17 protein-coding genes and 1 tRNA gene are annotated in these 21,857 nt (G+C 37.8%); 11 read left to right on the plus strand and 7 right to left on the minus strand.

Annotation, left to right across the window (positions count from 1 at the left end; all coding sequences use genetic code 11):
• Positions 1 to 298 precede the first annotated feature (298 nt).
• Both HW347_RS00195 and alaS read right to left on the minus strand, forming a co-directional pair.
• Complete coding sequence (locus tag HW347_RS00195) at positions 299 to 1,225, minus strand: hypothetical protein (protein WP_214609959.1); 927 nt, start codon at positions 1,223 to 1,225, stop codon at positions 299 to 301.
• A gap of 80 nt (positions 1,226 to 1,305) precedes the next feature.
• Positions 1,306 to 3,921 (minus strand): alanine--tRNA ligase, encoded by a 2,616-nt coding sequence (gene alaS / locus HW347_RS00200; protein ID WP_214609960.1) that lies wholly within the window; start codon positions 3,919 to 3,921, stop codon positions 1,306 to 1,308.
• Positions 3,922 to 4,022: 101 nt separating this feature from the next.
• Between alaS and HW347_RS00205 the strand changes: the two genes are divergently transcribed.
• From HW347_RS00205 to HW347_RS00225, 5 genes are all read left to right on the plus strand, one after another.
• Positions 4,023 to 5,000, plus strand: a complete 978-nt coding sequence (locus HW347_RS00205) for a M23 family metallopeptidase (RefSeq protein WP_214609961.1) — start codon at positions 4,023 to 4,025, stop codon at positions 4,998 to 5,000.
• Positions 5,000 to 5,329, plus strand: a complete 330-nt coding sequence (locus tag HW347_RS00210) for a MerR family transcriptional regulator (RefSeq protein WP_155598242.1) — start codon at positions 5,000 to 5,002, stop codon at positions 5,327 to 5,329. Before HW347_RS00205 ends, HW347_RS00210 begins: the two co-directional genes overlap by 1 nt.
• Positions 5,330 to 5,413: 84 nt before the next feature.
• Positions 5,414 to 6,013 (plus strand): LemA family protein, encoded by a 600-nt coding sequence (locus HW347_RS00215; protein WP_214609962.1) that lies wholly within the window; start codon positions 5,414 to 5,416, stop codon positions 6,011 to 6,013.
• 3 nt (positions 6,014 to 6,016) lie between these two features.
• Positions 6,017 to 6,454 (plus strand): TPM domain-containing protein, encoded by a 438-nt coding sequence (locus HW347_RS00220; RefSeq protein WP_155598240.1) that lies wholly within the window; start codon positions 6,017 to 6,019, stop codon positions 6,452 to 6,454.
• On the plus strand, positions 6,435 to 7,232 hold the full coding sequence (locus tag HW347_RS00225; RefSeq protein WP_214609963.1) for a TPM domain-containing protein: 798 nt from the start codon (positions 6,435 to 6,437) through the stop codon (positions 7,230 to 7,232). Before HW347_RS00220 ends, HW347_RS00225 begins: the two co-directional genes overlap by 20 nt.
• Before the next feature lie 217 nt (positions 7,233 to 7,449).
• Here the strand turns inward: HW347_RS00225 and der are convergent, their stop codons facing one another.
• The 4 genes from der to HW347_RS00245 form a co-directional block, all read right to left on the minus strand.
• Positions 7,450 to 8,754 carry a ribosome biogenesis GTPase Der gene (der, locus tag HW347_RS00230; RefSeq protein ID WP_214609964.1) on the minus strand — a complete coding sequence of 435 codons (1,305 nt, stop codon included), beginning with the start codon at positions 8,752 to 8,754 and terminating at the stop codon, positions 7,450 to 7,452.
• Between the two features lie 143 nt (positions 8,755 to 8,897).
• Positions 8,898 to 10,430: a choice-of-anchor I family protein gene (locus tag HW347_RS00235; protein ID WP_214609965.1), complete on the minus strand. Its 1,533-nt coding sequence runs from the start codon at positions 10,428 to 10,430 to the stop codon at positions 8,898 to 8,900.
• A gap of 107 nt (positions 10,431 to 10,537) precedes the next feature.
• On the minus strand, positions 10,538 to 11,422 hold the full coding sequence (gene era / locus HW347_RS00240; protein ID WP_214609966.1) for a GTPase Era: 885 nt from the start codon (positions 11,420 to 11,422) through the stop codon (positions 10,538 to 10,540).
• Entirely contained in the window at positions 11,409 to 12,773 is a 1,365-nt protein-coding gene (locus tag HW347_RS00245; RefSeq protein ID WP_214609967.1) for an alanine/glycine:cation symporter family protein, read from the minus strand. Before HW347_RS00245 ends, era begins: the two co-directional genes overlap by 14 nt.
• 192 nt (positions 12,774 to 12,965) lie before the next feature.
• On the opposite strand from HW347_RS00245, the gene HW347_RS00250 reads away from it, so the two are divergent.
• From HW347_RS00250 to HW347_RS00275, 6 genes are all read left to right on the plus strand, one after another.
• Positions 12,966 to 13,038, plus strand: a tRNA-Met gene (locus HW347_RS00250).
• A 381-nt stretch (positions 13,039 to 13,419) separates the two neighbouring features.
• On the plus strand, positions 13,420 to 14,352 hold the full coding sequence (locus HW347_RS00255) for a sugar phosphate isomerase/epimerase family protein (RefSeq protein ID WP_214609968.1): 933 nt from the start codon (positions 13,420 to 13,422) through the stop codon (positions 14,350 to 14,352).
• Positions 14,353 to 14,386: 34 nt separating this feature from the next.
• Entirely contained in the window at positions 14,387 to 16,432 is a 2,046-nt protein-coding gene (locus tag HW347_RS00260) for a family 16 glycoside hydrolase (protein ID WP_214609969.1), read from the plus strand.
• 21 nt (positions 16,433 to 16,453) lie between these two features.
• Positions 16,454 to 17,986 carry a sulfatase family protein gene (locus tag HW347_RS00265; protein WP_214609970.1) on the plus strand — a complete coding sequence of 511 codons (1,533 nt, stop codon included), beginning with the start codon at positions 16,454 to 16,456 and terminating at the stop codon, positions 17,984 to 17,986.
• A 42-nt stretch (positions 17,987 to 18,028) separates the two neighbouring features.
• Positions 18,029 to 19,621: a sulfatase-like hydrolase/transferase gene (locus HW347_RS00270; RefSeq protein WP_214609971.1), complete on the plus strand. Its 1,593-nt coding sequence runs from the start codon at positions 18,029 to 18,031 to the stop codon at positions 19,619 to 19,621.
• Between the two features lie 64 nt (positions 19,622 to 19,685).
• Positions 19,686 to 20,987, plus strand: a complete 1,302-nt coding sequence (locus tag HW347_RS00275; RefSeq protein ID WP_214609972.1) for a glycoside hydrolase family protein — start codon at positions 19,686 to 19,688, stop codon at positions 20,985 to 20,987.
• 402 nt (positions 20,988 to 21,389) lie between these two features.
• Here HW347_RS00275 and HW347_RS00280 read toward each other — a convergent pair whose 3' ends face one another.
• A complete protein-coding gene (locus HW347_RS00280; RefSeq protein ID WP_214609973.1) occupies positions 21,390 to 21,851 on the minus strand; it encodes a hypothetical protein in 462 nt (153 codons plus the stop codon).
• Positions 21,852 to 21,857 lie beyond the last annotated feature (6 nt).

Below are 21,857 nucleotides of genomic sequence, written 5' to 3' on the forward strand. Positions count from 1 at the left end.
TCTTCACCAGCAGTATAATTAAAAACAGACTAAATAGCGTTATTGACTAATGTCATATTTCTATTTTAATCTGATACTTAGTTTTGTGGGTAATTTAAGAAAGATGTAAAATGAGAGGTAGCTCAAATACTTTAATTTATGTTATTGCCGGCATTATTTTACTCCATTTTGTTGTTGGCTTTATTTGGCTTATTTACAAATTGAATAAGAAAAAGAAAGAGTAAGGTGTTCATAAATTTACTCCCGATTTAGTTGAAGGTTTCATCCTTTATTTGAGATTTAGTTTCACCTCTCCTCCTTATTTACTAAGTATATTTTTAACCCACTCAATACACTCAACTTCATCAACAATAGACCATGAATGAGGATGCCTTTGCCCATCACTGCGGTAACCCGTTCCTAATGTTTGAATAAACTGGGCCCTTTCATTACCCAAAATAAGCAGCCTATTGATTAGCTCTGAAGTTGCCATAAAATTTTGATTTTTGGCACTTTGGTATCTGTTCTGTAGTCGCCATGAAATATCCACATCATGATATGTTCGTACTGCAATATTTTTTAAGTACACTTCATTCTCTCCATATTCCCTATTCATTGAAAAAGGATTCATTTTAGAATATGTAGATACATTTTCTGCAGGAATACCGTATTTACCGGTCAACAGCTCAGTTATGTATTTAGCTTCCTGTACCGCTATTTCTGATTTGTCGTTTTTTATAGTCTCTTCAAACCCTTCCCACAAACGGAAAACATCTATTGGCGAATCAACCACAAACACGCCTTTGGGCACAATGGGGTAATTTTCGGGTGACTCTAAACACAATTCCGTGTATCGCAAAGCAATGGTACCTCCGGCAGAGAATCCACCTATAACAAACCTCCCTTTATCCACAGAAAATCGTTCTATAACATCCTGTAAGACCTTAGTAAATTTTTCTTGAATCTCTTGCTCTAGTAATAATCTAGAACCCGCAGCAAAACCAATGGTCAGTATATTGTTTTTAAATGCTTCTTTATGAAGTTTGGTTTCGGGAAAAATAGTTTCGGCCTGCTGTCCAAAACCAGGTAACAAAACTAATACGCCTTCAATTTTATTTTCCGCTGGTACTACAGCTAAATAGTAACCACTAGTTTTATCTTCCTCATCCAAAACTATTTTCTCAACAGATTGAGAAGAGCCGATTTTACAAATTAGAAAAAATAATAAAATAGAGAAATGCTTCATTTGCTATAATTAAACTACATATTAAATAAGTCCCCAAAAGCAAAACGCCCCGCTCTAAATGAGCGGGGCGTTTTTATATTTTACTGTAGATATTCTTTAGCTTTGGACAGTGCCTCATCTATACCTTCTGGTTTCTTACCACCAGCGGTAGCAAAGAAGGGCTGACCACCTCCACCACCTTGGATGAATTTACCCAACTCCTTAACGATAGTTCCGGCATTCAACCCTTTTGATGCTACCAATTCTTTTGAAATATAACAAGACAACAATGCTTTTCCGTTTTGGTCCGTAGCGAAAAGAAGGAAAAGATTATCCTTGTTCTGACCCATTTCAAAACTAAGGTCTTTAATTCCAGAAGCATCTAAATCTATCTTCTTGGCCAGAAATTGAACACCGTTCACTTCTTCTAGCTCATTTAATAAATCCCCTTTCAGGTTTTTAGCTTTGTCTTTTAAGAGTCCCTCTACCTCCTTTTTCAACTTTGCATTTTCCTCCTGCAAATTAGAAACTGCCTTTACCGTGTCTTGAGCGTTATTCAACAACCCTTTCATATCGGAAATGATTCTATCATTCTCATCATAGAAATCTTTAACGGCGTCAGAAGTAATCGCTTCAATTCTTCGTATACCTGAAGCTACCGCACCTTCTGATTTAATCTTAAAATGCCAGATATCGCCTGTATTCTTTACGTGGGTTCCTCCACAAAGTTCAATAGACTGTCCAAAACGGACTGTTCTTACCGTATCTCCATATTTTTCACCAAAAAGAGCCATAGCACCTGCTTTCACAGCTTCTTCCATTGGTATGTTCCTATGTTCTTCAAAAGGCAACTGCCCTTCAATACGTGCGTTTACAAAACTTTCTACCTCCCGAAGTTCTTCCGGAGACACCTTAGAAAAGTGAGAAAAATCGAATCGTAAATATTTAGAATGCACTGCAGAGCCCTTCTGTTCTACATGCGCACCAAGTACCTCACGTAAAGCTTGGTGTAGCAAATGCGTAGCAGTATGGTTGGCCTGAGTACGTTCTCGTTGTTTCTTGTCCACTACCGCTTTAAACGTTCCGCTTATATCTTTAGGAAGGTTTTTGGTAAAGTGAATTATTTCACTGTTCTCTTTTTTGGTGTCTAAAATGTAAACTACATCGCCATTAGGCATTTCTAGATACCCTTTATCACCAACTTGACCACCACCTTCTGGATAAAAAGGGGTGAGATTAAAGACCAGTTGATATTGTTCTCCTGCCTTTTTTGAAGTTACTCTTCTATATTTTACCAGTTTTACATTAGACTGAAGTACATCATAACCAACAAACTCCTGTTCTAAATCTCCTGAAAGCACTTCCCAGTCATCTTTAGAAATTTCTGAAGCCGATTTTGAACGGTTCTTCTGTTCCTGCATGGCTACATCAAATCCTTTCTCATCTAGGCTTAATCCTTTTTCAGAAAGAATAAGAGCTGTTAAATCTATAGGGAAACCATAGGTATCATATAATTCAAAAGCCTTTCTACCATCAACCTCTTTTCCTTTTACATTGGCTATTACCTGATCTAAAAGAACAAGACCCTGCTCCAACGTTTTTAAGAAAGAATACTCTTCTTCTTTAATTACGTTTTCAATTAACTGGCGTTGCTCCTTCAACTCTGGGAAAGCCTCGCCCATACTTTCGGTAAGTTCGCTTACCAAACGGTACATAAATGGTTCTTTTGTATTTAAGAACGTAAAGCCATAACGCACGGCACGTCTTAAAATACGTCTAATTACATAACCTGCACCCGTATTGCTAGGCAATTGCCCATCTGCAATAGAAAAAGAAACGGCACGAATATGGTCTGCTATTACACGAATGGCAATATCAGTCTCTTCATCTTTACCGTACTTGCTATGTGTTATAATCTCTATTTCACGAATAATAGGTTTAAAAACATCTGTATCGTAGTTAGATTTCACGTCTTGAAGCACCATGCACAAACGTTCAAAACCCATTCCGGTATCTACATGTTTTGCTGGTAACGACTCCAATGAACCATCTGCCTTACGATTGTACTGCATGAAAACTAAGTTCCATATTTCAACCACTAATGGGTGATCTGCATTCACTAATGAAGCTCCGGAAACTTTGGCTTTTTCTTCCGCAGAGCGGATATCAACATGAATTTCAGAACAAGGTCCGCATGGGCCTTGATCCCCCATTTCCCAAAAATTATCTTTTTTATTACCTAAAATAATCCGGTCCTCAGGTACAATGGCCTTCCATAAATCAAAAGCTTCCGTATCTAACGATAGGTTATCTGCATCTTTACTTCCTTCAAAAACTGAAACATAAAGGCAATCCTTATCAACCTTTAAAACTTCTGTAAGCAACTCCCATGCCCATAAAATAGCTTCGGCTTTAAAATAATCGCCAAAACTCCAGTTTCCCAACATTTCAAACATTGTATGATGGTAGGTATCCTTACCTACTTCCTCCAAATCATTATGTTTTCCGCTAACGCGCAAACACTTCTGAGAATCTACAACTCTCGTGTTTTTAGCAACGGTATTCCCCAAAAAGAACTCCTTAAACTGGTTCATGCCCGCATTAGTGAACATAAGAGTAGGGTCATCTTTGACGACCATTGGAGCAGATGGAACTATTTTATGTCCTTTTTCTTTATAAAAATTTAAGAATTGAGATCGGATTTCCTTGGAAGTCATAGAGAATTATAAGGTTTTACAAAAATTAGCGTTTTAAAGGAAAGTATTTCTATATTTGTTTATCCCGCTAAAACAGCACAAAAATAGGATAAAATAGATACATGTCTAAGGTAAAGTATTATTACGATCCAGATACGCTATCGTATCGCAAGATAGAGGCCAAAAAATCGCGCCGCTATCGTAATATTGCCCTATTTTTTATAGGTTCATTTCTTTTTGGTTTGATGTGCTTGGTATTCTTAATGAACACCAATCTTATCAATACCCCAAGAGAGCTTTCGCTTTCGCGGGAAGTAAAAAACTATGAACTTCAGTTTGAGCTTTTAAATCGAAAGATGGGTCAAATTGAAGAGGTTTTGGCCAATATAGAAGACCGAGACAATAACATCTACCGTTTATATTTTGAAGCCAACCCTATACCCGAAGAACAGCGAAGAGCTGGTTTTGGAGGTATTAACCGTTACAAATCTTTGGAGGGTTTCAATAATTCAGAAATGGTTACCGCCACGACCAAGCGTCTGGACATCATTAAGAAACAAATGTCCATTCAGTCCAAATCGTTGGATGAAATAACAAAACTGGCAGAAGAAAAAGAAAAATTCTTAATGGCTATTCCTGCTATTCAACCAGTTACCAATGAAAGCCTTAAGCGAATGGCTTCCGGTTTTGGCTGGCGTTCAGATCCTTTCACCAAAGCACGTAAACTGCACAGAGGTATGGATTTTTCCGCACCAAAAGGCACACCGGTATATGCACCTGGTGATGGTAAAGTAACCCGTGCAGATAACGGTTCGTCCGGTTATGGTAAACATATACGTATAGATCATGGTTACGGATACAAAACCCTTTATGGACACCTAAGCGAGTATAATGTAAAGAAAGGTCAAAGAGTAAAACGTGGAGATTTAATTGGATTTGTAGGTAACACAGGCCGTTCAGAAGCTCCGCATTTACATTACGAAGTTTGGAAAGATGAAGACCGCATCAACCCTATAAATTTCTACTACGGCAGTTTGACCGCAGAAGAATTTGAGAATATGCTCAAACACGCAGCACAAGAAAATCAATCTTTGGATTAATGCAAATAGATCTCCCAGAAAAAAGGTACTATGGCATTGGCGAAGTCGCCAAGGCTTTTGACGTGAACACCTCCCTAATTCGTTTTTGGGAGAAAGAATTTGATGCACTCAAGCCTAAGAAAAATGCGAAAGGCAATCGCAAATTCACGCCACAGGACATTGACAACCTTAAACTCATTTACCACTTGGTAAAAGAGCGTGGTTTTACTTTAGATGGTGCGAAAACCCACTTAAAGGAGAACCGTCAAAAAACGCTTAATAACTTCGCTATTATTGACAAATTAGAGCGTATTAAAGTTGAATTGACGAAAATTAAAGATCAACTGTAACTTTTTGATCAATTTGTGGTCTAATGTATTGAACACACTGTTTTGCTAATTACAGCACATTAACTATAACCTAATATTTTTAAAATGAAAAAAGGATTAGTCGTACTTATTGTACTAGGAGTCATTGCCGTTGGTCTTTACCAATGGGCTGTTGGTTTTAACAATACCGCAGTAACCTTAGAAGCCAACGCAAAAACATCTTGGTCTAATGTAGAAAGTGCCTACCAACGTAGAAACGACCTTATCGGAAATTTAGTGAAAACGGTACAAGGTGCAGCAGATTTTGAACGTGGTACACTTACAGATGTTATTGAAGCACGTGCAAAAGCAACTTCAACAACTATTGATGCCAATAACCTTACGCCAGAAAAAATGGCCGCTTTCCAACAAGCACAAAGTGGACTTACAGGTGCTTTGAGTAAATTGATGGTAGTAGTTGAGCGTTATCCAGAACTTAAAGCGAATCAGAACTTCTTAGAGCTACAAGCACAATTAGAAGGCACTGAAAACCGTATAAACGTTGAACGAAACAAGTTTAACGAAACTGTAAATCTATACGACATACACATCTCAAAATTCCCAGGTTCATTCCTAGCAGGTATTTTTGGATTTGAAGATATGGCACGCTACAAAGCTGACGCAGGTTCTGAAAACGCTCCTGATGTTGAATTTGATTTCAAATAGAATATGTCAAGAGTAGAAGCATTTTTAACGGCAGATGAAGAGCAGGAAATTGTCAAGGCTATACATATGGCCGAGAAAGACACTTCTGGCGAAATCAGAGTGCATATTGAGCCGCACACACGCCTAGACCCTATTGAAAGGGCTAAAGAAGTGTTTCTACTCTTGAAAATGGAAAATACCAAAGAAGCTAATGGGGTTTTGATCTACGTTGCCGTAAACGATAGAAAGTTTTCTATATACGGAGACGAGGGCATTAATAAGGTAGTACCCGATAATTTTTGGGACACTACCAAAGATGTCATTCAAAATCAATTTCAAAAAGGAAACTTTAAGCAGGGTATCATAGACGGTATCTTAAAAGCCGGAAAAGAGCTGCAAGCACATTTTCCTTGGGAGCACGGCGATAAAAATGAACTTAGCGATGAAGTATCTAAAGGGTAGTATACTCGTAATCTTACTCTGTTGCTATAATCTGGTAACGGCTCAATATCAGGTACCTGATAAGCCGAAGGAGCAGACCAGCGTTTACGATTACATTAATCTTCTAAGCGCAGGTCAAAAACAGACTCTGGAACAAAAACTGATTCACTATTCCGATAGCACCTCAACACAAATAGTTGTAGCTATTATCAGCTCTACAGAAGGTGAAAACATTAATTTTCTAGGAGCGCAATGGGGTGAAAAATGGGGAATTGGCCAAGCCGATGACGATAATGGAATCCTTATACTTTTGGCCAGAGATGACCGAAGAATAGCTATTAATACAGGGTACGGAGTAGAATCTAGACTTACAGATGCCCTGTCCCGTAGAATTATAGACCAGGCAATAGTTCCCTATTTTAAACAAAACGATTACTACGGTGGCTTAAACGCTGGTTCTGACGCCATTTTTCAAGCACTTAATGGTGAATTTAAAGAAGACCGCTCTTTTAATGATGGTGGTGGTTTTCCATTAGGTAAATTTCTGCCCTTTATTATTTTCTTTGTCATTCTTATGATTTTATCTAACCGCAACAAACGTGGTGGCGGTGGTAAAAACGGAGGAAAACGTGGCAGCGGATTAGACCTTTGGGACATTATCATCCTAAGCAACATGGGCCGCAGTGGTGGTTCCGGAAGCTTTGGAGGTGGTGGTTTTGGAGGAGGCTCCGGTGGTGGATTTGGCGGCGGCTTCGGAGGGGGAGGCTTTGGTGGCGGTGGCGCTTCTGGTGGGTGGTAGTTTCAATACTATTCAAAACACAACCTTTAGTCATCTTTTCAGAAAAGAAAACATATCCTAACTACATATATTATTATCCTTATTTCTAGTTCTATCTATTTACCCAAAGACAGCTAAATCTGTTATACACAAAATCCCCATAAACAACTTAGACTGATCTAAATAGTTTATGGGGATTATGAATACTCTTAGAAATGAAAGCGAAGTATTTCTACGCTTATTTCTTTCTCATATAAATAGTAATGGGCACCCCATTAAAATCAAAATTCTCTCTTAATTTATTCTCTAAGAACCGTTTGTAAGGGTCCCGAACGTATTGTGGCAAGTTACAGAAGAATGCAAATTGAGGATAATTTGTAGGCAATTGCGTTATATACTTGATTTTTACATATTTATCCTTGTAAGCAGGTGGTGGTGTACGCTCTATAACAGATAACATCACATCATTAAGTACACGTGTTTTCACCTTCTTAGAACGACGTTGGTAAACCTCAACGGCTGTTTCAATAGCCTTGTAAATACGTTGTTTAGTTAATGCTGATATAAAGAGAATAGGCACATCTACAAAAGGCTCCATCGCTTCTTTAATACGCTGGGTATATTGCTTCATAGTATTTGTCTCCTTATCCTCTATCAAATCCCATTTGTTTACCAGAATAACAATACCCTTGTTATTACGTTGGGCCAACCAGAAAATATTTTCTACTTGACCATCAAAACCACGCGTGGCATCCAACATTAATAAACAAACATCACAATGTTCAATAGCACGTACAGAACGCATTACAGAATAAAACTCAAGGTTTTCCTTCACCTTAGCTTTTCTTCTAATACCTGCAGTATCTACAATATTAAAATCAAAACCAAAACGGTTATATTTAACATCTATACTATCTCTAGTAGTACCGGCAATATCCGTAACAATGTAACGGTCTTCGCCAATTAAAGCGTTTATGAAAGAAGATTTACCTGCATTAGGTCTTCCAACCACTGCAAATCTAGGTAACTCATCCTCTTCTTCTTCATGCTCTGGAAGTACTTCCACTAAAGCATCAAGCAATTCACCTGTACCACTACCATTAATACTAGAAAGGGTAAAATAATCACCCAATCCTAAAGAATAAAACTCAACGGCATCTTCTGCACGCTTGGCATTATCTACTTTATTAACGGCTAAGAAAACAGGTTTTTTAACTCTACGTAGCAAGTTGGCCACATCTTCGTCCATACCTGTTATACCACTTTCTACGTCTACCATAAAAATTATGGCATCTGCTTCATCAATGGCAAGTTCTACTTGTTTATCTATTTCCTGCTCAAAAATATCATCGCTACCTTGTACATAGCCTCCTGTATCTATAAGCGAAAATTCTTTTCCATTCCAATCACTCTTTCCGTAATGGCGATCACGGGTAACCCCACTCACGGCATCGGTAATAGCTTCCCTTCGTTGAATCAAACGGTTAAAAAACGTGGATTTCCCTACGTTCGGTCTCCCTACAACGGCTACAATAGCACTCATACTTCCTAATTTTGCTGCAAAAATAGTATTAATCCCGATGGAATCGTAATTCTAATCAACTAATCGTAAGGAAATTAAAAAGAGAATCCCCAAATTTCAACTTGAAATTCGGGGATTCTAATATTTTAAATACCTAAAACAGATTATTTTATCTCATAAATTGAAACCGTATTGGACACCTCATTGGTGATAACCAACAAATTTTCTCCGTTAGGAGACTCATCAGCAGGAATAACCAAAAGACCTTCTGGCGCCACATCTTCCGTATTGAAAATCCATTCTAAAAATTCAGGAGCAGATGGGTTGGTTATATCATACACCATAGCACCACCTGTTCTTTCAAGACCCACAAATAACAAGGTAGACTCACCAATTTTCAATGTCGTTACCGACTCTGGTTCCGCACCCTTATCATCACTCCTACCATCTGCTTTACCTTCATCGTTATTAAACAACGCAGGTGCAATCTCAAGTGTTTTTCTTCCTATTTCATCTCCACTATCATAAACCATTTGCCCTTGTGGACTCCAAATAGTAAATGAGCGTGCGCCGTAAGAATATATCTTATCGAAATCGCCATCACCATCCGTATCACCATTAGCTGTGGTCGTTTTTAATCTACCTAAATTTTCATCTGCCTGAAGTTCTTCGGCATTAGGAAAAGCGGTTGCATCCAACTCAAGATCTTTCACCCTTTCTTCTTCTGAATACCCATCATAATCACGAGAATCGCCTTCATTGGCAGAAATAATATACCCGGCTCCTCCTATTTCAGCATAGGTAATAGCATCTGGCATATAAAAACCTAGAACGGGCCAAGTTTGAAAATTACCCACGATATCATCTTTATTACTGGCATCCATAGCATTTTCGGCAAGTGAGTGGTCCTTCACCCCCAATCCAAAAATATCTGAAATAGTCATAGCCGTTAAGTCAACTACCGCCATACCATTGTTTTCCTGTAAACTGATATAAGCATATTTGCTATCCTCAGAAACAGCCACATATTCAGGCTCCGTATCCTGAGCCAAAGAAGCACCAGGACCAAAAACCCTAAAGTCATTACCAATAGTTTGTCCGTTATAATTGGTAAAAAACAACGTATTTATCTCGTTTTTCTCTACATCTATTACACTTATAGTACCCTCAGGGTCTACTGTATAATCATCATTAGGCTCACCTTCGTTAGCCGAAATAATATATTTTCCATTAGGGCTAAAAGCAACCATATCCGGTAATGCTCCCGCATGATATGAATTAGCCAAAGTCATAGTAGCCGTTTCGTACACCTCAATAGTACCGTCCGCTTGTTTGTTTTCGTTTTCTAAAGCAATGGCTAAAAGACCGTCATGAACTGCAACACTGTTAGGAGTTCCGGCTAATGGGATAGAAACTTGTTTTAAAGGAGAGGAAAGCTGAGAAATATCCCAAACAGAAACTTCACCTTCTTTAGGATTAACTACAAATAGTTTATTGGTAGCTGCATCAAATGCGCTAATTTCGGCGAAGCCCTCATCACCGGATCCATTAACGAACCCACCAATTTTAGTAAAGGTGAGTTCTGAAGTGTTTACAATTGAATCTTGGTCTGGATGACCTACAAGGTCTTCTACTTTTTCGCAGGAAAAAGTAGTTATTGCAATAAGAGTAAGCGAAATGCTTTTAATTTTTTTCATCTTCAAGGTTGGTTATTAATCGCCAAAGATGAAATTTCGAGGTCACTTAAATGTTAGCTTAAGAACAACCAATGTTTAAAAGAACGCTACTAAATAGTTAAGATGTTTTAATTATTGTATCCAAAACGTTTTAGCTGACGAGCATCACTACGCCAGTTTTTATTGACCTTCACGTACAATTCTAAATGTACTTGTTTACCAAAAAACTTTTCTAGGTCTTTACGGGATTCTACTCCTACCCTTTTAAGGGCGCTACCTTTATGACCAATGATGATACCCTTCTGAGAATCGCGTTCTACCATAATAACCGCTCTCATTCTAATGATGTCTTCATCTTCGAAAAATTCTTCGGTATCGATTTCCACAGAATAAGGAATCTCTTTTTTGTAGTGTATTAAGATTTTCTCGCGAATAGTCTCGTTTACGAAGAATCGTTCAGGCTTATCCGTCAGTTGGTCTTTAGGATAATATGCAGGTGCTTCTGGAAGTAATTCTATAATACGTTCAAAAACATTCTTAATATTGAAATTAGATAAAGCCGAAATAGGATGTAATTCTACCGTTGGAAGCATTTCTTGCCAATACTGCACTTGTTCTTCCAACAATTCCTGGGTAGTGGTATCTACTTTATTCAGCAGTAACAAAACCGGAATCTTACTGTTCTTTATCTTTTCAAAAAAAGCTTCGTCCTTTAAAGCCTTTTCACCAATCTCCACCATGTACAAAAGTACATCTGCATCTTCAAAAGCAGACTTTACAAAATTCATCATTGAAGATTGTAGTTCGTAGGCCGGCTTAATGATACCCGGAGTATCCGAAAGAATTACCTGGAAATCATCGCCATTAACGATACCAAGAATACGGTGTCTTGTAGTCTGAGCCTTAGAGGTAATGATGGATAACTTCTCGCCCACAAAAGCGTTCATCAAAGTAGACTTGCCCACGTTGGGGTTGCCAATAATATTTACGAATCCTGCTTTATGCTTTTGCATCTTTCATTTTTTTAAAATAGTCGGCCGCCGCTGCATTAACTTTCGGTGCCAGTAATAAAACGGCAATCATATTTGGTATGACCATAAGTGCATACGATAGATCTATCAGGTTTTTAACCAAATCTAGCGAAGCTACTGCTGCAAAAATAATCATGATTACGAAATACCAGTTGTAAAACTTCCCAATTTTTGCATTAGTCAAGAAAGAAAGGCACTTTACACCGTAATATGAGTACGTAAACAAGGTAGACATGGCAAAGGCAGTTACAATTACCATCAGCAAAACATCGCCATAACCAAAAAGTGTAGTTTCAAATGCCGAAAGTGTCATTACAATTCCGCTACCATCTTCTAAATAAGCGCCACTTAAAATAATAACAACTGCTGTAAAGGTACATACCAAAATAGTATCTATAAATGGCCCTAACATTGCTACAAGACCTTCCTTAATAGGATTATCTGTCTTTGATTGTCCGTGGTACATAGGAGCGCTACCCAAACCTGCTTCGTTAGAAAACATGGCCCGGCGGACACCTATTATAACCAGACCCCAGAAACCTCCGGTAACTATAGTATTAAAGTTCCATGCCTCTGTAATTATTAATTTTAAAGATGGAATAATTTGTGAAGCATTCAATACCATCACAACCACAACAGCTATTAAATATACCATTACCATAAAAGGTACAATAGCAGATGCTACTTTGGCTATCTTTTCTAATCCTCCAAAAATCACAAAAGAAGTAACGGCTGCGAGAATTACCCCTATGCTCAACTTCCAATTTAAATCGCTCATATGGAAGAGAGTTTCGGACGGCTCAACTACGCTCATGAAAGTTTCCGTAAACTGATTCGCCGTAAAGACGCCCAGAAAACCGAATAACCCACAGACTGCAAAGAATATAGCCAAAGGCTTTGCCTTTGGACCAAGACCTTGAGTGATGTAATACATAGGACCCCCTTGTACCTTACCCTCAGAATCCGTACTACGGAACATAACCGCCAGACTACACGAATAAAATTTAATACACATACCGATGATTGCAGTAACCCAAATCCAAAAAACAACACCGGGACCACCATCATGAATGGCAATAGCTACACCAGAGATATTCCCCAGACCTACCGTAGCAGCAACTGCTGCGGAAAGCGCTTGAAAAGAACTAACATCTCCTTCAGCCTTATCATTATCGTACTTACCCGCCGTTATAGCTATGGCATGACCAAAGTAACGGTATGGTAAAAACTTGGAGTAAAATACTAAAAAGAGACCGCCTCCAATAAGTAAAAGAAACATGGGCCACTCTGTATAAGGCAGCGCGGCAGAAATAAAATCGTTTATTGTATCCATAAATAGGCTTGCAAGCCCCGAAGATATGGAATTTGGATATTTTTTAAGGTATGCTCAAAAAGATTCTGCTCTAAGTTTGGTTTTAAGTAAAAAACAGTTGTATATTTGCAGCCCGTTACAAATAGTAGCGCACCTTTATCTCGTCAGCTTAATGACCTGAAGTCGCAAGACAAGTGAGATAAAAACCCATATCGCGGGGTAGAGCAGTAGGTAGCTCGTCGGGCTCATAACCCGAAGGTCGCTGGTTCGAGTCCAGTCCCCGCTACTAGAAAAAAGGCTCTTGAGAAATCAAGAGCTTTTTTTTATACCCAATTTTTAGGGTTGGTTATCTGCCTACAGAAAAGCTCCACATTCGTACTAGAATAGTTGATGCCAATACAAGAACAAGAGACTCCATATTTAAGATTCACAAATAAAATTTACTATTCAACACCCTTTAAGTCAATAGTCTTCCCTCTATTAATGGAATCATTTACCAGCAAATACAACAAATTAATTGCCTGATACATAACCATACTTAATTTAAAGTTCTTTTGAGAAACAAAAGTGGACATATTCAAATGCACTTTAAGAACCAACTCTTTTTGCTAATTATGAGGTTGAAAGACACGTATTAAAAGGCAAAAAATATTAAATCGGAAGAATTATGGATAGAAGAAAATTTATAGCACATACACTGCAAGCGGGAACTTTTGTTGCAATGTCTGCAACACCTGGATTCGGAATGAAGAATTTAAATTTTATGCAAAAGGATTTGTTCTTTAAAATCTCTTTGGCACAGTGGTCTTTCCACAATGTCCTACGCGCGGGAAAAATGGATAACCTTGATTTTCCTATAAAAGCCAGAAGCCTAGACTGTGAAGGATTGGAATATGTTAACCAATTTTTCATGGACAAGGCAAAGGATAAAAAATATCTTACTGAAATGAATAATAGAGCCAATTCTGAAGGGGTTAAGAATGTTTTAATCATGATTGACCAAGAAGGACAACTGGCTGATACAGATTCTAAAAAACGTTTACAGGCCATAGAAAATCATCGCAAATGGATTGATGCGGCCCACTTTCTTGGATGCCATGCCATTAGGGTGAATTTAGGCGGGGGAGTTGAAAAGACAGAGGCCAATGAAGCAGCTATTGATTCATTACAAAAGCTTGCGGATTTCTCCGCAGGTTCTAATATCAATATTTTAGTTGAAAATCATGGCGGGTTCTCTTCCAATGGCACATGGTTGGCGAATATTATGAAAAATGTTGAGCGTAAAAATTGTGGCACTTTGCCAGATTTTGGCAATTTCTGTATCAAAAAAAATAAAAATCGAGAATGTTTAGAAGAGTATGATAAGTACAAAGGGATTGCCCAGATTTTGCCCTTTGCTAAAGGAGTAAGTGCAAAAGCAAGTGAATTTGATTCTGCTGGAAATGAAAAGAACATAGATTATTTAAAAATGATGAAACTGGTCAAAGAATCAGGATATGAAGGCTTTATCGGCATCGAATTCAGCACATCCTCTGCTTCAGAAGAAGAAGGAATAAAAATGACGCGGGACCTGCTTATACGTGCCGGTTCTCAAGTTTAGTTTTGCAATTTAAACCCATTGAAAACAGTAAATTATGATAAATTTTAAGTCTATTCTACTTAGTGCAATTACTGCTTTTCTATTTAGTTATCAGGGAAACGGCCAAGACTCCTCTAAAATAAATGATGAATTTATTGGAAATTGGGCAACCATATTACCTAACGGTCATCCGGCGTGGTTTTCATTTAATATAAACGGAGGTGTTATGAACGGAGAAATCTGGACTGTGGGTTTGGGAAATGCCATTTCCGACTTAAGGTTCAAAGCCGATACACTTTATTATAAAAGAAAACTAAAAACAGGAGCTCCCAATTATCCTGGAGGGCCACCAACTGGAGAGAAAGTAGAGGTTTCCAACAAAGCAGTGATAACAGGAGATGTCATAAAAATGATAATGTATGTACCATTGCAAGATGGCACTTTTGATACTCAAGAATTTAAGGGAAAACGGCTACCACCTTTACCCCTGAAACCTGATTTAGATAAAGTAAAATTCGGAGCGCCTATCGCCCTTTTCAACGGGAAGGATTTATCTGGATGGCGTTTGACCAATCCAAATCAAATTAATGGCTGGAGGGCCGAAAATGGCGTTTTGGTTAACGAAACTCCAAAACTCAATTTTGACCCATTTTCAAAATATGGCAACCTGCGGACGGATGGCGAGTTTAAAGACTTTAATCTGCAACTAGAATTCAATGTACCAAAGGGTGGAAATAGTGGTATATATCTTTGTGGAAGATATGAGACACAAGTTGTAGATAGAGATAGTAGAATGCAAGGTCTACAAGGTGTAGGTGCCCTTTTCGCTAGAATAGCGCCTTCTGAAAATGCAGGAAAAGTTGGCGGAGAATGGCAAAAATATGATATTACTTTGGTTGACCAACATGTTACTATTGTCCTTAACGGCAAAAAAGTGGTAGATAATGCTCCGATCTTAGGGGCTACAAAGGGAGCACTTGATGCGGACGATACCAAACCCGGTCCCATTTACTTTCAGGGCGATCATACAGCTGTTAACTATAGAAATATCATGCTTAGTCCTAGAATCAACCCAAATTATATACAAAAGGATTCCAGTGATTCCGAATTTTCAAAGTTTGACATCAATGGAGACAACAATTTAATAGCTACAGAAATTCCTTTATTCGAACAAGATGTTTTTGACCAAGCAGATGCCAATGTTGATTGGCAATTATCCATGAAAGAGTTTAAAAGTTATAACGCCTATAAAAAACGAATACAGTCCGAACGCGCACTGATACCTAAAAACGCAAGAGCATTTAGTGACATTCCTTATATACAAGATGGTCATAACAGACACACATTAGATCTTTATTTACCAGATAGTACAAAGTTCAAAAAGCCCTATCCGCTTGTAATATGGGTTCATGGAGGTGGTTGGCAAAAAGGCACCAAGCAACTTTTTGGGAAGCAGGCCTTTCTCTTAAAGCATGGTTTTGCAATGGCTTCAATAAATTATCGCCTTACTAGAGAATCGCAATTCCCAGAACAGGTTTATGATTGTAAGGCAGCTATCCGCTACCTCAGAAAATACGCCGATCAATATAAAATAGATGCCAACCGGTTCGGACTCTGGGGTTCATCGGCAGGTGGACACTTGGTTTCTTTGATAGGTACTACCGGCGGCTTACAAGAATTAGAAGGAAGCCTTGGCGTGACAGATGCTTCTAGCGAGGTGCAAGCCGTTTGCGATTGGTTTGGCCCATCAGATTTAAATCAAATGAACGCCTCTTCAACAGACAAATCAAAAGGCGAAAAACAAAACACTAAACCCATCGTGAAGTTCCTTGGAGGACCTTTTACAGAAAAGCAAGAGGCTGCAAGAAAAGCTAGCGCCATAAACTACATTTCAAACAACGATCCGCCATTTTTAATTATGCATGGCAATAAAGACCCCTTAGTGCCAATTGAACAAAGTGAACTGTTTTACCAAGCGTTGCAAAAAAAAGGAGTGGATTCTGAATACATCATCGTAAAAGATGCCGGACATACTTTCTTTACGGGTGAAAAGGAACATGCTAAGGTTGTAAATTTTTTCAATGAAAAACTAAAGAAATAATCGAACAAAAACATAAACTTGATGATTAAGCACATATTCCATTTTGTAAAATTCTTATTCTTGGGCACCACCACAATTCTTGCACAAACCCAAGAAAGGCCCAATGTAGTTATCATTTATGGCGATGATGTAGGTTATGGCGATGTTGGGGCATATGGTTCTACTATGATTCCAACACCTAATATTGACAAACTAGCCAAAGAGGGCATTCGTTTTACGGATGGACATTGCTCTGCAGCAACCTGTACCCCGTCACGCTATTCGTTGCTCACAGGAGTATATGCTTTTCGAAATAATATAAATGTTCTGCCTCCCGATGCTCCGTTGACCATCTCTACCGACGCATATTCGTTGCCTAAACTTTTTAAAGAGGCCGGGTATACCACAGGCGTAATAGGAAAATGGCATCTAGGCCTTGGTTCTAAAAATGTAAAGACCGATTGGAATGGCAATGTAAAACCCGGCCCATTAGAAATAGGCTTTGACAGTAGCTTTTTGTTGCCTTCCACCAATGATAGGGTTCCCTGCGTTTTTTTGGATAATTACACTGTACTTGGTTTGGATAGGAAAGATCCGCTTTTCGTTAATCGCAAATTGGAACCTGTACAGAATCAAAAGAACACCCAATACCCAGATGGGATAAAAAATCCTGAGGCAATGACGTATTATTTAAATTCGGGAAGCGGCCATAACAATAGTGTCATTAATGGTATTGGGCGTATTGGATATATGTCAGGAGGAAAATCTGCACTTTGGAACGATGAGACCATTTCTGATGTCTTTATAGAAAAAACAAAGGCTTATATCAAAGAGCACAAGAACGAACCTTTCTTTTTGTACTATGCCGCGCAGGATATACATGTGCCAAGGGCTCCACATCCAAGATTTAGAGGCTCAACAGAACTTGGCTACCGTGGAGATGCCATGGTGCAATTTGATTGGGCTACCGGGGAAATTATGAAAGCCTTGGAAGAAAACGGACTCACCGAGAATACCATTGTTATCTTCTCCAGTGATAACGGCCCCACTTACGATGATGGATATGATGATGGCACGACCATTGACCGTTCTTTCGGGGAGAATGATAGAGGCCACGATGCTTCGGGAATCTATAGAGGAGGTAAATACCAAATTTATGAAGGAGGAACACGAGTACCGTTTATTGTTCGATGGCCTGAACGGATAAAACCGGGAGTCTCTGACGCCATGGTCAACCAGATTGACTTTATCGCTTCTTTTTCGGAACTACTTGACCAAAAAATACCGGATAATCAAGCCATGGATAGTCAAAACACACTCAATGCCTTTTTGGGAATCAATCCAAAAGGAGCTACATATATGCTTGAAGAAAATAGAACGCAAAAGGCAATACGAAAAGGCGATTGGAAATATATTATTGGGGCATTCAAGAAAACTAAAGATACCGGACCAGAACTCTACAATCTTAAGACTGATCCCGGCGAGCAGAATAATATTATTGCACTTCACGTGGACATTGCCAAGGAAATGGATGCCCAATTGAGAAGTATTATTAATAAAACCGAAGGCAAATAAACCTTTAAATTCTGAATAATAATTATAGAAAGTCTAGCTAAAATGAATCACCCAAAATATTTTCTAATATTCTTATTCGTCGTTCTAATAAATTGTAAAAGCGCAAATACAAAAACTCAAGTTAACGAGGTTCTTACAGCACAAAAACCAAATATAATTTGGATTATTACCGATGAGCACAACTTTAGAACCTTAGGCTGCTATCGCAATCAATTAACTCCAGACCAAGCATTGCAATGGGGACCAGATGCCTTTGCAGAAACACCTAATATTGATTCGTTAGCAAAAAACGGAACAATTTTCAATCGCATGTATGCTAGTGCACCCGTTTGCACACCGTCCAGAGCTTCTATGTTTACAGGTATTTACCCAGCAACACTAGGAATTCCTAATAACTCCAATAAAATAGGAGATGGTAAATATTTAAAACCAGATGTTACAACTATTGCCGATGTTTTAAGTAGAGCGGGGTATTTTACAGGGTATTCAGGAAAATGGCATTTAGCGGAAAGCAGAGATAAATCTGGAAATAAAGATAAAGATGAGTGGTGGTCACCATATCCCGTTGGTGTCCCAGAAGACCATTACGGATTTCAAGATACTAAATTCATGTTCCTAGGCGGACATGATAAGTACAAAGGAATTGACGCTGCCGGAAACCCATACAGAGCTGATAAAAAAGTAAAATTAATTGGAACCGATCAATACGGACAGCCTCTTTTTAAAGACAGTAAGTCTAACAATGTTAAACATACTACAGATTGGTTGGCAGATAGAACTATAGACTTTATAAATGAGCATAAGAACAAACCTTTTTATTATGTAGTTAGTATACCAGATCCTCATACTCCAAATACCGTAAGAGCTCCCTATGATACAATGTTTGCAGATGTAAACATAGAATTACCTGGAACTTACGGTAATGCATATAAAAACAAGGATAACAAAGCATTGCCTAAGTGGCAAAAGCCAGATGGGAAAACCAAAAATCCCGAAAAATTAAAGAAGGAAATACAGCAATATTTGGGCATGGTAAAACTTATTGATGACAATGTTGGCCGTATCATACAAAAGCTAAAAGATGATGGCATTTTTGAAAACACAATTGTTGTTTTCTCATCAGATCATGGCGATTTATTAGGAGAACATGGGCGTGTTAATAAAGGAACAATTCATGAAGGTTCTGCTAAAATACCTTTTATAATGGCGCAAGGAAGTAAAGGTGAATCACCATTAGTTCCAAGAGATTTTGTAGTAAACAAAGCTGCTAATAATACTGATTGGATGCCTACTTTTTTAAGCATGTTAAATATAGATTGCCCCAACGTAGCCGGAAGAGACTTGTCTCCTCTACTATCTAATAAACAACCAGAAAAATGGAATGATGTTACATTTTCAAAACTAGGTTTTTATGCAGCTATTAGTGATCAATACAAACTTTATGTAACAGCTAAAGAAGAACCTTGGCTATTAGATATTAAAGCGGACCCCAATGAAACGACAAATTTTATCAATAATGCGGAATATGTTCAGGTAATAAAAAAAATGGCGAAAGACCTAAAGGGTTACATGAAAAACAACAATGATGATAACAAAGCCATTACCGAAAAATTAGGCTATTTAATTTTAAATTAAGTAAACCTCAACCAAGGAAAAATAACCTGTAAGCAGTGTTTGCGGCTTGAATAAAATAAAAAACATGAAAAAACTAGTATCAGTGATAGTATTTGTAATAGCTAATTCGCTGTTTTCACAATCTGTAACCATCCCTAAAGACCAATCTTTTTATAATCCTGATATTAAACCTTATCATAGGACAATCAAAAAACCAAACCATTCAAATAATCACTCCCAGCTCATTCAAGACGCCATTGATGAAATTGAGCAAAAAGGAGGAGGTATTCTAACTATTGAAGCAGGAAATAACAATGTTTATATCATAAACGAAGAAATTAGAATTAAGTCCAATGTTCACATTAAAGTAAATCCTAATGTAATTTTTAAGAGCACTAGCCCAAGGAAAATTGCATTTTTTTCGGCAGGAAAATACGAACCTCAAAGAGTTACCAATTTTAGCTTAACCTCTACAGATGCAAAGAAGTACTTTACATTTGATTTCTTGAACCGACCTGCTGGAAAAAAAATTACTACAAAAGCCTTAACCCTTGGTGGTGTTCAAAACTTCAAGGTTTCAAATTTCAAAATCAATGATAATTCTACACCTCATTCAGGAATTACAGTAAACCTATTAGAAGTTTCTAGAAAGAAATATCTATTTGCCAAGGATGGCATTGTTGAGAATATTAAAATTACCAATAGTCATTACGGTTATGGCTTGGTACAATGTCAAGCTGCAGAAAATGTTTTATACCGTAATTTGATTGGAGAAGGTGGCGCCACACTTAGGTTAGAAACCGGGGCTATAGGAAAGCCTTATTTAGCAGATAAATCTATTATTATAAACAACGTATATGGTAAAAATATAGTTTGTAAAAATGGACAAGCAGCTGTTACACTTTCTCCTCATACGATTAAAAATGGCAAAGTGTTTATAGATGACCTCACTGCGGATAGTTGTGAGGCAGGAGCCATTGTTGCTGCAGGGTTTTTAAGTGCAAAAAAAGAACAAAGAGATAAAAAGGGAAATGCAATCAATGGCCACACTTATGGATATTTTGATGCAAATTCAGTAATCTCCAATTTAAAAGTAATTTACGGAACCAATGCACAGTTAAGACCTTCAAGAAGACCCTTTGTACCCTGTGCTCAGAGAAATTTGATCAGTACACATAAAAGTCCAGACCAAGAAAGTTACACAGGACCTACAATTGCAGGTATTATTTATTTTGCTAAAGGAGGAACCAGAACAGATAGAGGATTTTATACCGTTAAAACACCCGGTTTGGAGTTGAAAAATTTTCCGTTAGTAAATGGACAAATGGAGAATAAAGAGTTTGTGGCATCCACCAAAGAGTTTTTAACCGGATGCGATAAAAATTAGGCAGTACATTGAGAAAACAATACCTTAAAAAACGTGCAAAAAATTTCAGTGGTTTTCCCTAAGCAAAAAAAATCAGAGCTTATTATACCTAAAATTAAAATTCTTAAATACGTTTAGTCTTTATCTATATCTACGACAATAACTTCACCTTCTTACGTTGAACTCAAGTTTGAGCTCATTCTATATGTTACATATGATATTTATGGGCCAACCGCTGGCAGTTGTGCCCATATAATTTAATTAAACCCTAATTATCAGCGTCACATTCATCAACATTATGGGATATCAATGAAAAAATTCCCATCTTTCAATAAGATTAAAATCTAAATAGGTGCGCTTCAAACCTTAAGCAGAATTGGCTCAGCTATACTGCTTAATATGGTGTTCTCTATTCAATATAAATTAGTCTATCACTGTTATTGTAAATGTTTGCTCCGCTTTCCATGTACCTTCAACATTTGTGGCACCAGTTACGGATTCTTCAAAAGTATTTACTAGTTGCACTTCATGTACGCCAACCTCTGTAAATAGCACATAGGCAATAGATTCCGAAGTAACAACGCCTCCATTAGGTATAATGAACGGAGTATATATAGTGTCTGTTTCCTTAAAATTAGAGTTTAAGAACCTACTTCCTTTCGGAATACGCCACTCATGACTTATTGCTCCACGTGATAAATCTTTAAAGGCCAAATATTTATTTATACTTACCGTTTTTTCTATTTCATTATAGGTATCCGTAGGCGACACCCACCAAGTAAAGCTTGAAAAATCTCCATAAGGTGCTGTATAATCTTCTTCTTCACAACTGGTCAAAAAGACCATTGTTAGCAGGCAAATAGATAGGTTTATTATGTACTTCATTTTTTC

It is taken from the genome of Zobellia barbeyronii, assembly GCF_018603515.1.
Lineage (GTDB): Bacteria > Bacteroidota > Bacteroidia > Flavobacteriales > Flavobacteriaceae > Zobellia > Zobellia barbeyronii.

Bases quoted from the DNA above. Each gene is read 5' to 3' on its own strand.
- HW347_RS00205 (WP_214609961.1), top strand. From the start codon at position 4,023: ATGTCTAAGGTAAAGTATTATTACGATCCAGATACGCTATCGTATCGC.
- HW347_RS00260 (WP_214609969.1), top strand. From the start codon at position 14,387: ATGATAAATTTTAAGTCTATTCTACTTAGTGCAATTACTGCTTTTCTA.
- HW347_RS00255 (WP_214609968.1), top strand. From the start codon at position 13,420: ATGGATAGAAGAAAATTTATAGCACATACACTGCAAGCGGGAACTTTT.
- HW347_RS00215 (WP_214609962.1), top strand. From the start codon at position 5,414: ATGAAAAAAGGATTAGTCGTACTTATTGTACTAGGAGTCATTGCCGTT.
- HW347_RS00210 (WP_155598242.1), top strand. From the start codon at position 5,000: ATGCAAATAGATCTCCCAGAAAAAAGGTACTATGGCATTGGCGAAGTC.
- HW347_RS00195 (WP_214609959.1), bottom strand. From the start codon at position 1,225: ATGAAGCATTTCTCTATTTTATTATTTTTTCTAATTTGTAAAATCGGC.
- alaS (WP_214609960.1), bottom strand. From the start codon at position 3,921: ATGACTTCCAAGGAAATCCGATCTCAATTCTTAAATTTTTATAAAGAA.
- HW347_RS00235 (WP_214609965.1), bottom strand. From the start codon at position 10,430: ATGAAAAAAATTAAAAGCATTTCGCTTACTCTTATTGCAATAACTACT.
- HW347_RS00265 (WP_214609970.1), top strand. From the start codon at position 16,454: ATGATTAAGCACATATTCCATTTTGTAAAATTCTTATTCTTGGGCACC.
- HW347_RS00275 (WP_214609972.1), top strand. From the start codon at position 19,686: ATGAAAAAACTAGTATCAGTGATAGTATTTGTAATAGCTAATTCGCTG.
- HW347_RS00245 (WP_214609967.1), bottom strand. From the start codon at position 12,773: ATGGATACAATAAACGATTTTATTTCTGCCGCGCTGCCTTATACAGAG.
- HW347_RS00220 (WP_155598240.1), top strand. From the start codon at position 6,017: ATGTCAAGAGTAGAAGCATTTTTAACGGCAGATGAAGAGCAGGAAATT.
- der (WP_214609964.1), bottom strand. From the start codon at position 8,754: ATGAGTGCTATTGTAGCCGTTGTAGGGAGACCGAACGTAGGGAAATCC.
- HW347_RS00280 (WP_214609973.1), bottom strand. From the start codon at position 21,851: ATGAAGTACATAATAAACCTATCTATTTGCCTGCTAACAATGGTCTTT.
- era (WP_214609966.1), bottom strand. From the start codon at position 11,422: ATGCAAAAGCATAAAGCAGGATTCGTAAATATTATTGGCAACCCCAAC.
- HW347_RS00225 (WP_214609963.1), top strand. From the start codon at position 6,435: ATGAAGTATCTAAAGGGTAGTATACTCGTAATCTTACTCTGTTGCTAT.
- HW347_RS00270 (WP_214609971.1), top strand. From the start codon at position 18,029: ATGAATCACCCAAAATATTTTCTAATATTCTTATTCGTCGTTCTAATA.